Here is a 12,958-nt window from a genome sequence, read left to right on the forward strand (position 1 = left end):
TCAGACCAGCGTCAGCAACTGATCCAGCGTGTGAATTTCAACGTCCGGCAACCACTTGGCTTTTGTTTCCTGACGCATTTCCCGGTGCTGATCGTTCAGCCAACAGGCCTGAAAACCACAGCGCCGGGCACCGCCGACATCGGTCTCCAGATGGTCGCCGACATGGAGGATATCCTGCGGCGCCACGCCCAGCAGAGCCTGTGCCTGCAGAAACAAATCCGGCTCCGGCTTCGACAGACCATCGCGGCCCGCTACCAGCACCCGGGAAAAATACTGACCCAGACCAATCTTATCGGCATCCACGTTGCCGTTGGTAATCGCCAGCAGCGGCACCCGGGTTGCCAGCTCACCCAACACCGTGTGGGTCAGCGCCGGCACATCGACCTGATTGCGCACCGTCAGTACCACACTGAGCCCTTCCTCACTGGCGGCACTTGCCTGCTGCGCAGAATAACCCAGCTGCATCAGTCCGGTCCGCAGCATTTCCCGTCGCCAGGCCGTCACGTCATGACGCAGCATCGGATTCTCCTTCGCCAGCCGGAACTTGAGCCGCTGCCAGTCCGCCGGGGTCAGATCGCGGGCGACCGGATGCGAAGCCGCAAGCCAGTCGTGCATCGCCTGTTCTGCCCGCAGGATCACCGGATGGTTGTCGTACAGGGTATCGTCCAGATCGAAGGTCATCGCCTTGGGCGAACGAAAACTACGGTAAAACTGCATGACAACGGCTCCTTTCCTGCCTGGACTTATTTACGTTTTTTGGCCCGGGGATGGGCCTGATCGTACACCTTCGCCAGATGCTGGAAATCCAGATGGGTGTAGATCTGTGTGGTGCTGAGATTCGCGTGGCCGAGCAATTCCTGCACCGCCCGCAGGTCACCGCTTGATTCCAGCATATGAGTGGCAAAACTGTGGCGCAGTTTGTGCGGATTAATATGGCTCGAGACGGCCTGTTTCTGGCCCCATTCTGCCATCCGCTTCTGAACATTACGGTTTGAGATCCGCTGACCCAGTTTGGAAACGAACAACGCCGGTTCACCGGGTGCAGCTAACTGGCCTCTGACTTTCAGCCAGATCCCGACCCATTCCCGGGCCTGACCCGCAAAAGGAACGATCCGCTCTTTGTCCCCTTTACCAATCACCCGCAGGTCGCCTTTGCTCAGACTGATGTCTTTGACATTCAGCCCGACCAGTTCTGACAAGCGCAGTCCTGCCCCGTACATCAGTTCCATGATCGCGCGGTCGCGCACCGACAGCGGGTCGTTTTCGTCCACGCTGAGCAACTGATCCATTTCATCGACATCTAGATTCTTTGGCAGCGGACGGGATTTCCGCGGCGCCGAAACCCCTTTGGCCGGATTGGCTTTGATCTCGCCCTGATGCACCAGATAATCAAGAAAGCTGCGCAGAGCCGACAGCCGCATGGCCAGACTGCTGGCCTTGAGGCCGTCACGCATCCCTTTGCTGGCGACCTGACGAACCCAGCCGGCATCCACCGACGTCCAGTCTGACACGCCCAGCTCGCATAACTGTTCGGCCACAGTCGTCAGCTGACGCTTGTAGTTCTGCTGGGTGTGCAGGCTCAGCTCGCGCTCACTGCGCAGGTACTCGTAAAAACGTTCCAGCGATTTGGTCAGACTGGCGGGCAAACTCACTCAATCACCTCCCGGCTGTATTCCCAGTGCCGGATTAAACGCGCCAGTACCCCGGCCATCTGTTCGACAAACAGGGTATCCATATCCGGCTGAAAGTGGCCGCCGTCCCGGCTGGCAAAACTCAGGATCCCATCCGGCCGCTCCGGCTCGCCCAGCGGCAGCACCACAAAAGAGCCCAGCTGAGGCGGCTGGTGAAACAACAGCTCACTCTCTGCTTTGCGCAATCGGCCCAGATAAACACCCCGCGGGTTAAAGCGGGCGCGGCGAAATCCCTCAAAGGCTTGCCGGCTCAGATAAAGTTTATTATCCAGACTGTCGAACAGCCGCACGCTCACGCTCAGATCCAGCTCAACTGCCAGCTCAGTCAGCACACTGAGAGCCTGATAAATATTGTGGGTCTGAAACAGCCGCTGCTGCGCCTGGGCAAATGAGGCAAACAAAGTACTGTTGCTGGCAGCCACCACCATCATGGTATCGATCTGCTTTTCCAGCTCAGCGACTTTATGGCGCAGGCGTTCCATCTGCCGCTCCACCAGCGACACCGTACCGCGCTCCGGATGAGGCAGTCGCAGCTGCTCCAGCAATTCGGGCTGGTGCAGAAAAAAATCCGGGTTTGATGCTAAAAAGGCCACCACCGCCTCTTGGTTCAGCGGTGCGGCCTCGTCGTCAACCGGGGATTGATCCAGTTGGTTAATATCCGTCATATCTCTTGGTTTGGTTAGGCTCGGCGTAGGCTTCAGCCGCCGCCGGCAACTTGCCAGTCACTCTGGTTCAGAGAGTGAGCTGACCATCAAACACATGGGCGACCGGTCCGGTCATATACAGCGGCTGGTCATCACCAGCCCAGCGAATGTGCAGGTCCCCGCCCGGCAGGCTGACCGTGACGTTGCTGTCCAGCAGCCCCTGCCGCTGACCAATCGCCACTGCCGCACAGGCACCACTGCCGCAGGCCTGTGTTTCCCCGGCACCCCGCTCATAAACCCGCAGTCGGATGGCAGAGCGCGACAGCACCTGCATGAAACCGACATTCACCCGCTCCGGGAAACGTTCATGGCTTTCCAGCAAAGGGCCCAGCGTTTCGACTTCAGCGGTATCGACGTCATCGACCACGGTCACACAGTGCGGATTTCCCATACTGACTGCGCCGCAGAAGATCGTATTATTTTCAGCCCGGAGGATATAGGTTTTCTCTTCCTGTTTGGCTGAAAACGGGATCTTTTCCGGAGTAAACTCAGGCAATCCCATATTCACCGTCACCTGATTGTCGTTTTCCAGCTGCAACATCATTTTGCCGGACTTGGTACTGACCGAAATCCGGTATTTGTTGGTCAGCCCCTTCATCGACACAAAGCGGGCAAAGCAACGGGCACCGTTGCCACACTGCGAGACTTCGCTGCCATCCGCATTGAAAATACGGTAGTGGAAGTCCGTCTCGGGATCATAAGGCGGTTCCACGACCAGTAACTGGTCAAAACCGACCCCGCGATGCCGATCTGCCAGACGCCGGATTGCGTCCGGTGAAAAGAAGATGTTCTGGGTAACACAGTCAACGACCATGAAATCATTGCCCAGACCATGCATCTTGGAAAATTGAAACTGCATCGGCGTTCTCTCGTTCCGGGTTAAGGCAACAGGTGTTCAGACTGCCACAGCTGGCTCAGGGTCTCGCGCTCACGCACCACATGCGCCTGATCGCCATCCACCATGATTTCCGCCACCCGCGGACGGGTGTTGTAGTTTGAAGACATCACAAAACCATAAGCACCGGCAGAACGCACGGCCACCAGATCGCCCGGTTCCAGTTTCAGCAGTCGTTCTTTACCAATGTAGTCTCCGGTTTCGCAAATCGGGCCCACAAAATCATATTCCATCGGCTCCCCGTCACGCGGCACCACAGGCACAATTTCCTGCCAGGCGTGATAGAGGGTCGGGCGGATCAGATCGTTCATGGCCGCATCGACAATCGCGAAATTTTTGTGTTCCGTATGCTTAAGGTATTCCACCCGGCTGACCAGCACACCGGCATTGGCAGCAATTGCACGGCCCGGCTCAAAAATCAGTTCCAGATCCATATGATTTTCCAGCCGCTCCAGCAGCGCCTTCGCGTAGTCTGACGGCAGCGGCGGCTGCTCATTACTGTAGGTCACGCCCAGACCACCACCAACATCCAGGTGCTTGATCACGATGCCTTCTGCTTTCAGGGTATCGATCAGCGCCAGCAGGCGATCCGTGGCATCAATGAAAGGCGCCATCTCCGTCAGCTGCGAACCGATATGGCAGTCCATCCCAATCACGTTCAGATTCGGCAGACTGTGTGCCAGACGGTACACTTCCGGTGCCCGGTCAAAGGCAATCCCGAACTTGTTGTCACGCAGACCGGTGGAAATATACGGGTGGGTTTTCGCATCAACATCCGGGTTGATCCGCAGCGAGACCGGCGCAATCTTGCCCATCTCCGCCGCGACCTGGTTCAGACGCTCCAGCTCAGGTTCGGACTCTACATTGAAACACTTAATGTCCAGTTCCAGCGCCCGGCGCATTTCCGCCGCCGTTTTACCGACCCCGGAAAACACCACTTTCGCCGCATCACCGCCCGCGGCAATCACCCGCTCCAGTTCACCCACAGAAACGATATCAAAGCCGGAGCCCAGTCGCGCCAGAATATTCAGCACACCCAGGTTGGAGTTGGCCTTCACGGCATAACAGACTAAATGCGGATGGTCCGCCGCCGCACTGTCAAAGGCACGCCAGTGGCGTTCCAGCGTTGCACGGGAGTAGACATAAAGCGGGGTGCCAAAACGTTCAGCCAAATCAGTGAGGGCAATCTCTTCGGCGTATAGCTGACCGTCTTGCTGATAATTAAAATAATCCAATGTGATCTCTTCCCTGTTATGGCCGCGGTTATTCGGTTTGTTCGTTGTTCTGGGTGTCATCGGCCGGCATATACAGCGGGCCGCTCTGGCCACAGCCTGCCAGCGTCAGCACGGTCAGGATAAATGTTGTGATTAAACCTTTACGCATTTTCAAAGCCAGTGATAATGATTGCAATGCCCTCTATAATCGCACCCACACTAGGAAAAGCAATAGGACTAACAGGATGAACGATACTGAATTTCATAAACTGGCTGATCAGGTACTGATGCATATCGAAGAAGGCATCGACCAGTCCGGTGCAGATATCGAGTATGAAACGACCGGCAATGTACTGACTCTGGAGTTTGAAAACCGCAGTCAGATCGTCATCAACCGCCAGGAACCACTCCATGAGATCTGGGTTGCATCCAAATCAGGCGGTTACCACTTCAAGTATAACGACGGCATCTGGCACTGCACCCGCAGTGATGAAGAACTGATTTCGCTGATCAAGCGGGAATGTTCACTGCATGCAGAAGAGAAAGTCGACTGGTAACAGTCTCCGGCGCGTCAGCTGACAGTGCATACGCGCCGGAATTATCGATAGAGAGGAGTTCAGGAAAGACTCAGATGACCGCCCTTGCCGGAATCCGGTTCCGACAAGCCGTTTTCACTATCCGCCGCCATCCGGCGCTCAGCCTGATACCCGCTTTTATACGGCAGGACCTGACATTCACCTTCAGCGCTGTACACGATATGGTAAAACTGCGGCAGGTTGAAGTTGATGAAGTTCGAGCTGTAGCTGAACCTGTCATGCGCCGAGGTATAAAAACGGTTTACCCCGTGCACCATCTCATCCATGTTGCCACTGCACTGGCGGTACACTTCAATGCGGTTGGTTTCATCGAGAATGTAGATATTGAATCCGTCATTCTCACAGTCTTCAAAGAAAAACTGGATCAGCCCTTCGCTGGCATAGGCATCCACGATTGACGGCGGATGAGGTTCATCCATTTTCCCCATTACCACACTGGCGGAACCCATCAGCTTGTTACTGGAAATACAGCGATAAAAATCGACGGAGTTTTCCAGTTTCTGCACGGATACCCCGCGGCGCTCGAAGAACAGACCATGGGTCTGACTGCCGATACGGATTGCTTTAAAGCGGCGCTGTTTTTCCTGCTGCTCGACCGGCATCAGACGCATCTCAATGCATTCCGCCACCAGCTGATACACCAGATTCCGGATCATCCCGCGCATATGCTTGCTGTAACAGAACACATCCACCGACTCCGGCGGGATCGCGTCCTGGTGCATTTTGCTGAGAATCGTCTTCAGGGCATCCATCATGGCATTTTCGCCTTTGAAGTTCAGCGTCCGCACTTCATTCCAGGAGTTCCGGTACACCAGATCGACACTGCCCACCAGACAGGCCTGCTCAGGACCAAAGCTGAAAATATCGGTATTTTTGAAGTCAAACTTCACGGCCCGGCTTTTCAGTTCCTCGGTCGGATCCTGCTCCAGGTTGATAAATATTCCCAACTGACGGATCTCACACGGACTGGACAGCGCGCTCAGGCTGGGCTTGGGACGGCGAATCGAGAAGGTGTTGCGGATATCGCTCACCAGCTGATACAGCTTATCGATATCCATCGCCGAATCACGGACCACAGCATGAAGATTTGTCGTCTCGGTCAGCAGACCGTTGAAATACGCCCAGGACACCAGTTTGCTCAGGTAACGGTTATGCTCCAGCGATGGCTGGCCCAGAATGGCAAACGGATCCAGCGGCTGCTTGTAGAGATACCAGCCTGCTGTGTTGGTGCGCCCGGCCGGGACCTGAATAAAGGTCAGATCGCCTTCGTGGAGATCCGGAGAAATCTGCGGATTGAGCAAAGTCACCTTACCCGGCAGCACCTCAAAAGCCGCATACAGTTTCCGGGCCAGAATACTGATATCTTCCGGACTGATTGACGAGGTAATGTCGTTGCGGCGGGCAAACAGAATCAGGTTCCGGTAGCTGAGCATCAGGGCATCGAGCAGCTCGTTGTGCGCCCGTTTCACCAGCTCAACTTTCCAGTTCCGGCGGTTATCCAGTTCCGCCAGAACTTCCTGTGACCATTGCCATTCCGAAGACAGCTCAGCCAGCACTTCACGACGCCAGGCCACGGAGCCCGCGCCGGGCTCACGGGTCAGCTTTTCGTGCGTTTTGAGATAAAAACAGCGACGGACCAGATCCAGCCGGCGGTGATCGTGAATCCGCTCCAGATAGCGGGTCACCTTTTCCAGCATCAGATAATAAGCATCCATCGCATAGTGTGAGGAGTGCTCCGAGAAGAAGCGGCGTTTTCCGTCAACACTCAGCAGTTGCGTGTGCGGGTATTCGCAGGAGTAAGCCTCCAGCAGAATCGCCTTCAGCACCGACTTATACGGCGAATCGATGCTCTTATACAGATGCCACAGGCTGGAACCGAAATACTCTTCCGCGGGAATTCGGGTCAGGCCACCAAAATCGATCCATTCGTCACGATTGATGTAGCCGCTGCTGGCAAGGTAGTCGACGTAATCGTCATAGCATTCTTCCATCTCCGGCGGGACCAGGTACCACAGGAAACGCTGGCCGGCGAGATGGACGGCAGAACGGTAAAATTCGTCCAGTAACAACAGATGCTGACTGGAGCCGCAGTTATCCCCGCTCAGGGCATCGGAACAGTTATCGCGGAAACGGTTATCGTCGATCAGGAAAAAGTTGGCCTCAACCCCCTGAATCATCGCCCAGTCGGACACCGCCTTGCATTTGGCGATCAGCGCTTCGCGCTCCTCCACCGGCATCCGGGTACGAATGCAGACCCAGATATCCAGATCGCTGGTCAGACTCTGCCCCAGTGACGCCGTGCTGCCCATGGCATACAGGCCCAGAATATCGCCGTCTGCGGCTTCCTGAGCACCAAAAGACGAAAGATCGAAACCGAATTGCTCACGGATCAGGGAAATCTGAAGAGAAGAAGGAACAAAAGAGGCAATGCCCTGCGGCACCTCGGCATCCTGGAAGCCAGGCAAAGCGGGATGGTTCACATGCAATAGCACAGGCAACAGACTGAAGACCTGCTCCGACTGTGCATTCATGGCCAGCCGGGCACGCTCGACCCGACGCTGGTTATGTGTATCCAGCCTGCCAATTAACGTATGAATATAATTTTGCAAATTACTCTTCCAAGAGCTACCAGCATCCAGCGCGGCCCGAATCTTGTCATCGATAGGGCAGTCTGTGAGCCATCTGTGAGCAAAAACGTGATCAATCTAACAGTTTTTGGGCAATCCGTAAAGTCAGTAAGGTTGATTCAGATGATGGTCAGGCGCTGGCTGTGCAAGTCCGTTCAATATCACCACAAAATAGTACAATGAATAAAAATCGCCAGCGCTCCCGAGTTTGGAATGCAGATCACACACCGGAATGTGAAGCATATCACAGTTGCGATATCACAGAACCAGACAAAAGCGCTTCACCGCACTGGTCACAACATCTACATTACCTTACCCGTGCCGGAGTGGTACGATTAGTGTATTTAAAGCAATTAGATGGACTCCATTGTATGACTGAGAAGCCTATCCGGATCGCCACCCGCAAAAGTCCGCTCGCCCTCTGGCAGGCAGAATATGTCAAAGCGGCGTTGGAACAAGCCCACCCAGGGATCACCGTTGAACTGGTGCCTATGGTCACCAAAGGTGACATCATTCTGGATACCCCGCTGGCCAAAGTGGGCGGCAAAGGCTTGTTTGTCAAAGAACTGGAGCAAGCCATGCTGGAAGACCGGGCCGACATTGCCGTCCACTCTATGAAGGACGTTCCGGTCGAATTCCCGGAAGGACTGGGGCTGGTCACCATCTGTGAGCGCGAAGACCCGCGCGATGCCTTTGTTTCCAACCAGTACGCCCACGTAGACGAACTACCGCAAGGCGCTGTGGTCGGCACCTCCAGCCTGCGCCGTCAGTGCCAGCTGCTTGCCCGGCGCCCGGATCTGCAGATCAAAACCCTGCGCGGTAACGTCGCTACCCGCCTGCGCAAACTGGATGAAGGCGAATACGACGCCATCGTTCTGGCCTGTGCCGGGCTTAAGCGCCTGAAGCTGGAAGACCGCATTCGCTGTGCGCTGGAGCCGGAAGTCAGCCTGCCTGCCGTCGGACAAGGTGCAGTCGGGATTGAATGCCGTCTGGCCGACACCCGGATCCGGAACCTGCTGGCCGTCCTGAGCGACGAATCCACAACGGCCCGAGTCCTGTGTGAACGCGCTATGAATAACCGTCTGGAAGGCGGCTGTCAGGTGCCGATCGGCAGCTACGCCGAACTACAGGGCGATCAAATCTGGCTGCGGGCGCTGGTGGGAGAACCCGACGGCACCCACATCGTTGCGGGAGAAATCCGCGGCCCGATCGCCGATGCCGAGCGTCTGGGAACTCAGCTGGCAGAAGAACTGCTGTCACGCGGTGCCCGGGAAATTCTGACCCGACTATACGACGACGCCGAATGACAGTCCTGATCACCCGCCCGGCCCCGCAAGGCGACGCACTGGCACAAGCTCTGGCACATCAGGGAATCACATCTCTGGTACAGCCGCTGCTGACCATTGCTCCCGGTGCCGGGCTCCCCGGGCTGGGTGATCAGCTCCGGACGTTGCAAGAAGGAGACTGTCTGATTGCTGTCAGTAGCCATGCAGTCAAAATGGCTCATACTTATCTGACAGAACAAGGCATTAGCTGGCCGCAGCAGCCCCATTATCTGGCTGTCGGCCGGCAAACGGCCGATGTACTGGCCCAAGCCTGCGGTCAGGCTGTCACGGCACCGCCGCGTGAAGACAGTGAGGGCTTGCTGGCACTCCCTGAACTGGCACAGCCAGCCGGGCACCGGGTCCTGATTCTGCGGGGCAACGGAGGCCGTGAACTGATTTTTGATACGCTGGTCGAACGACAGGCCAGGGTATCTTACTGTGAAACCTATGCGCGACACTGGCTGGCACTGGACGGAGACTTACTGTTCCGCCAATGGCAACAGCAGGACGTGGATACCCTGGTCGTCACCAGCGGCCAGCAACTGGATTTTCTGTACCGGTTGATGCCAGCACAGGCCCGGCCATGGCTATGCCAGTGCCGGTTGCTGGTTCCCAGTGAGCGTATAGCAAAGGAAGCCAAGGACATCGGCTTTCGCTGTATAACCATGGTAGGCAGTGCCAGTAATGACGCATTGCTTACTACCCTAAGCACAACTGGCACAACGGGATAAACGGATGACTGAGAAGAAGACCAATAACGATCACCCTACGGCAGGCAACCAGTCTGATGCCGCAGCGACCGCCAAGGACAACCCCAAAAACGCCGACAACCAGCCCAAAGCGTCAGGTCGACCAGCCCAAGAGCCGACCCAACGCGCCCCGGCCAAATCCGGCAGTAAGACCGGCCTGGTCGCCATTGCCCTCGTCATTTTGCTGGGCGGCGGGCTCTATTACCACGGCCACCAGCAGAATCTGGCCCAACAGGCACAACTGGCCGCACTGACCGGTCAGCTCAGCGAGATGAAAAACGCCCTGTCACAAAGCGAGCAGTCCGTCAAAGCTGCCGTGCAGGCCAGCCTGGACACAGCGGAGACCAGACTGGGTCAGCAGGAAAACGATATTCAGGGATTACAGCGCGCACTGACTGAAGTTCAGGGACGCCGCCCGAACGACTGGCTGCTGGCCGAGGCCGATTATCTGACCCGGATGGCCGGCCGCAAACTCTGGCTGGAGCACGACGTTGCCAGTGCCACTTTATTGCTGGAGTCTGCCGATAACCGCATCGCACAGCTCAATGATCCGAGCCTGACCGAACTGCGGACAGCCCTGAGTGATGACATTACCATGCTCAAATCCATCGCCCGGATTGACCGTGACGGTCTGGTGCTTCGCCTGACCAGCCTGCAGAATCAGATCGAGAGCCTGCCGCTGGCCAACGCCATTGTGCCGGTATCCCTGGATCAGCCCCAGACTGACAGCGTCAGTGAGTCCATTTCGGACTGGAAAACCAACCTGATGACCTCATTGAAACAGTTCAGTGAGCACTTCGTCACGTACCGCAAACGGGATGGCAACGTGATACCGCTGCTGTCGCCGGAGCAGGATTTCTACCTGCAGGAAAATATCAGATCCAAACTCGAAACCGCCATCAAAGCCGTTTACCGGGAACAGGGTGAGCTCTATACGACCTCACTGACCATGGCGAAAGACTGGGCCAGCCAGTTCTATAAAACAGACGATGCCAAAACCCAGAGTTTCATCCAGGCCCTGAACGAGCTGGCAGAGCAGAAGATTCAGGTCAGCTACCCCAAGACACTGAAATCAAGGTCTGAGCTGTCAGATATCATCAGCAAGCGCATTCGCCAGCAGGTCGCCCCAATCCACGGTGAGGAGAATCCGGCATGATTAAACTTTTGCTGCTGGTGGTTGCCTTGATCGCCGGCCTGATTTTCGGCCCGATGCTGGCCGGCAATCAGGGCTATGTCCTGATTTCTGCCGCCAATCAGACCCTGGAAATGAGCCTGACCACGTTAATCCTGCTGGTCGTTGTGCTGTTCGGTCTCTTCTTCCTGCTGGAAAATCTGGTTAAATGGCTGCTGTCTCTGAGCAGCGTTACCCGCGGCTGGTTCTCCGGCCGCCAAAGCCGGAAAGCCCGCCAGCTGACTTCCAGCGGACTGGTCAAAGTCCTGGAAGGAGACTGGAAACAGGCTGAAAAGCTGGTGGTCAAATCCGCCAGTCACAGTGACACCCCGCTGCTGAACTACCTGGCCGCTGCCGAAGCCGCTCAGGGACAGGGTCAGCTGCACCAGCGCGACGAATACCTGCGCCAGGCCTCTGAGCTGGACAGCGAGAGTCTGGCTGTCGCCCTCACCCGTGCCCGCCTGCAATGCCGTCAGCATCAGTATGAAGAAGCCGTGGCGACGCTGCAGGATATGAAAAGCGCCCATCCGCGTAACCCCTTGCTGCTGGAACTGCTGAAGCAGTGTTACCTCGAGCTGGAAGACTGGCCGGCCTTACTCGGTCTCATTCAGCCGTTGAAAAAATACAGCACGCTGAGCGATGAACAGGCCGACAAACTGCAGGAAAAAGCGGAATGCGGCCTGATGGCACAAATCGCCCAGCACAGTGGCAGCGACGGTCTGATGGGTCACTGGAACAGCCTGAACCGCAAAGCCAGACAAAACCCGGTGCTGGTTGCCTGCTTTGTTCGGGAAATGTGTGCCCGGAATGCCGACAGCGAAGCCTATACCGTCCTTCGCGAAGCACTGCGCAAAAAGATTGAGCCGCAACTGATCAGTCTGATGCCGACTCTCAAGCTGACGGACTATCATCCCGCGATTGTCACACTGCAGGATCTGCTCCGCTATGACAGCGGCAATGCGACGACGCACAGTGCCCTGGGCCAGCTGTATCTTCGTGAAGGGAAATACCCGGAAGCCCGGACGCATCTGGAAAAAGCCATTGAGCTGCACCCGACCGTGGTCGATTACAGTTATCTGGTAGAAACGCTGGAGAAACTGAACGACAAAGCCGCCGCCCACCGCCTGTCCCGGGAAGGTCTGGCACTGGCTCTGCCGTCGAAAATTTAACCGCTCAGACACATCTGTTGCAAAATGTAAAAAGCGCCATTTTTGGCGCTTTTTTGTCCCATCCGGTAAAACAATCTCAGAATTTCATCCGCTTTTGTATCCATCTGTTAATAGCCATTTCAGCTTATATATTTGCTATTGATGGAATGAATTAAAAAATATTCAATGTGGCCTCTTTGAGCACTCACAGATGGAAATACGGTTATGCTCCCTTGGTTAATTGTTTCCGGCATTGTTGTTGCAGTCATTACCTGCCTGCTGACAGCGGTACTGATTAAAGAATCCTGAGATTCATCAATCCCCCAAAATACAAAAGCCTCCGGAACGGAGGCTTTTCTTTTTTCAAATCCACGCGTTTCAAATCTATGCGATTTTCAGGCGCTGGCCTTGTATATCAGCTTATCAAACTGCCGCTGAGCCAGCTCAGCTTTCTTCTGATATTTATCAGCCTTCTTCCGCTTTTCCTCGCTTTTCTTTTCGTACTGACGCTTTTTCTTGGCCAGTTTTCGTAATTTTTTATCCAGCTTTCGGGCTTTCACGGACATCAGCAACTGAGCTGATAAATTCAGTACGGCACCGGATTCCAGCGGCTCACCAACCGCAGGAACCGTCAGGGCTGGTGTAACCGGCAAAGACTGAACAGACGACTCAGGCAGACGCATCGGCTTACACAGCGCCCCTTTCCCGTTGGCAGCCCGGGCACAACTGCGACACAGATAGCGGGGCTGATTCACCAGCTCACCAATCGCCTCTGCTTTGGCACTGATTTCCGTGCGCCGGAATTTACATAGTGACTTAGACATGACTTCTCTCCACT

The 12,958-nt window shown here is 55.8% G+C and carries 13 protein-coding genes; 5 read left to right on the forward strand and 8 right to left on the reverse strand.

The features are described from left to right. From yigB to lptM, 6 genes are all read right to left on the reverse strand, one after another. Positions 1 to 717 (reverse strand): 5-amino-6-(5-phospho-D-ribitylamino)uracil phosphatase YigB, encoded by a 717-nt coding sequence (gene yigB / locus ACYP03_RS18360; RefSeq protein ID WP_459781506.1) that lies wholly within the window; start codon positions 715 to 717, stop codon positions 1 to 3. 26 nt (positions 718 to 743) lie between these two features. Continuing rightward, the gene (gene xerC / locus ACYP03_RS18365) at positions 744 to 1,652 is read right to left on the reverse strand and encodes a tyrosine recombinase XerC (RefSeq protein ID WP_459781508.1); all 909 of its coding nucleotides are present in this window, start codon (positions 1,650 to 1,652) and stop codon (positions 744 to 746) included. Next, positions 1,649 to 2,356, reverse strand: coding sequence for a DUF484 family protein (locus ACYP03_RS18370; protein ID WP_248144643.1), 708 nt, complete (start codon positions 2,354 to 2,356; stop codon positions 1,649 to 1,651). Before ACYP03_RS18370 ends, xerC begins: the two co-directional genes overlap by 4 nt. A gap of 67 nt (positions 2,357 to 2,423) precedes the next feature. Further along, positions 2,424 to 3,254 carry a diaminopimelate epimerase gene (gene dapF, locus ACYP03_RS18375; RefSeq protein WP_248144642.1) on the reverse strand — a complete coding sequence of 277 codons (831 nt, stop codon included), beginning with the start codon at positions 3,252 to 3,254 and terminating at the stop codon, positions 2,424 to 2,426. Positions 3,255 to 3,274: 20 nt separating this feature from the next. Continuing rightward, a complete protein-coding gene (lysA, locus tag ACYP03_RS18380) occupies positions 3,275 to 4,525 on the reverse strand; it encodes a diaminopimelate decarboxylase (RefSeq protein WP_248144641.1) in 1,251 nt (416 codons plus the stop codon). 28 nt (positions 4,526 to 4,553) lie between these two features. Continuing rightward, positions 4,554 to 4,673, reverse strand: coding sequence for an LPS translocon maturation chaperone LptM (gene lptM, locus ACYP03_RS18385; protein WP_248144640.1), 120 nt, complete (start codon positions 4,671 to 4,673; stop codon positions 4,554 to 4,556). Positions 4,674 to 4,749: 76 nt separating this feature from the next. On the opposite strand from lptM, the gene cyaY reads away from it, so the two are divergent. Continuing rightward, positions 4,750 to 5,061: an iron donor protein CyaY gene (gene cyaY, locus ACYP03_RS18390; RefSeq protein WP_248144639.1), complete on the forward strand. Its 312-nt coding sequence runs from the start codon at positions 4,750 to 4,752 to the stop codon at positions 5,059 to 5,061. A 59-nt stretch (positions 5,062 to 5,120) separates the two neighbouring features. Here cyaY and ACYP03_RS18395 read toward each other — a convergent pair whose 3' ends face one another. Further along, entirely contained in the window at positions 5,121 to 7,709 is a 2,589-nt protein-coding gene (locus tag ACYP03_RS18395) for a class I adenylate cyclase (RefSeq protein WP_248144638.1), read from the reverse strand. A 389-nt stretch (positions 7,710 to 8,098) separates the two neighbouring features. On the opposite strand from ACYP03_RS18395, the gene hemC reads away from it, so the two are divergent. Genes hemC through ACYP03_RS18415 form a run of 4 tightly spaced genes read left to right on the forward strand, consistent with a single transcriptional unit; the run spans position 8,099 to position 12,141 of the window. Then, positions 8,099 to 9,034 (forward strand): hydroxymethylbilane synthase, encoded by a 936-nt coding sequence (hemC, locus tag ACYP03_RS18400; RefSeq protein ID WP_248144637.1) that lies wholly within the window; start codon positions 8,099 to 8,101, stop codon positions 9,032 to 9,034. Beyond that, a complete protein-coding gene (locus ACYP03_RS18405; RefSeq protein WP_330961626.1) occupies positions 9,031 to 9,783 on the forward strand; it encodes a uroporphyrinogen-III synthase in 753 nt (250 codons plus the stop codon). Before hemC ends, ACYP03_RS18405 begins: the two co-directional genes overlap by 4 nt. A 4-nt stretch (positions 9,784 to 9,787) precedes the next feature. Beyond that, the gene (gene hemX, locus ACYP03_RS18410) at positions 9,788 to 10,957 is read left to right on the forward strand and encodes a uroporphyrinogen-III C-methyltransferase (protein ID WP_459781516.1); all 1,170 of its coding nucleotides are present in this window, start codon (positions 9,788 to 9,790) and stop codon (positions 10,955 to 10,957) included. Beyond that, positions 10,954 to 12,141 carry a heme biosynthesis HemY N-terminal domain-containing protein gene (locus ACYP03_RS18415; protein ID WP_248144634.1) on the forward strand — a complete coding sequence of 396 codons (1,188 nt, stop codon included), beginning with the start codon at positions 10,954 to 10,956 and terminating at the stop codon, positions 12,139 to 12,141. The genes hemX and ACYP03_RS18415 overlap by 4 nt, the downstream gene beginning before the upstream one ends. A 374-nt stretch (positions 12,142 to 12,515) precedes the next feature. On the opposite strand, the gene ACYP03_RS18420 is transcribed toward ACYP03_RS18415, so the two are convergent. After that, complete coding sequence (locus tag ACYP03_RS18420) at positions 12,516 to 12,944, reverse strand: hypothetical protein (protein ID WP_459781519.1); 429 nt, start codon at positions 12,942 to 12,944, stop codon at positions 12,516 to 12,518. Positions 12,945 to 12,958 lie beyond the last annotated feature (14 nt).

The organism is Photobacterium sp. R1, assembly GCF_054600795.1.

What these genes read in the sequence shown, in the direction of transcription:
- ACYP03_RS18420 (WP_459781519.1), bottom strand. Translation starts at nt 12,944, where the DNA reads ATGTCTAAGTCACTATGTAAATTCCGGCGCACGGAAATCAGTGCCAAA.
- yigB (WP_459781506.1), bottom strand. Translation starts at nt 717, where the DNA reads ATGCAGTTTTACCGTAGTTTTCGTTCGCCCAAGGCGATGACCTTCGAT.
- dapF (WP_248144642.1), bottom strand. Translation starts at nt 3,254, where the DNA reads ATGCAGTTTCAATTTTCCAAGATGCATGGTCTGGGCAATGATTTCATG.
- hemC (WP_248144637.1), top strand. Translation starts at nt 8,099, where the DNA reads ATGACTGAGAAGCCTATCCGGATCGCCACCCGCAAAAGTCCGCTCGCC.
- cyaY (WP_248144639.1), top strand. Translation starts at nt 4,750, where the DNA reads ATGAACGATACTGAATTTCATAAACTGGCTGATCAGGTACTGATGCAT.
- ACYP03_RS18415 (WP_248144634.1), top strand. Translation starts at nt 10,954, where the DNA reads ATGATTAAACTTTTGCTGCTGGTGGTTGCCTTGATCGCCGGCCTGATT.
- ACYP03_RS18370 (WP_248144643.1), bottom strand. Translation starts at nt 2,356, where the DNA reads ATGACGGATATTAACCAACTGGATCAATCCCCGGTTGACGACGAGGCC.
- ACYP03_RS18405 (WP_330961626.1), top strand. Translation starts at nt 9,031, where the DNA reads ATGACAGTCCTGATCACCCGCCCGGCCCCGCAAGGCGACGCACTGGCA.
- lptM (WP_248144640.1), bottom strand. Translation starts at nt 4,673, where the DNA reads ATGCGTAAAGGTTTAATCACAACATTTATCCTGACCGTGCTGACGCTG.
- hemX (WP_459781516.1), top strand. Translation starts at nt 9,788, where the DNA reads ATGACTGAGAAGAAGACCAATAACGATCACCCTACGGCAGGCAACCAG.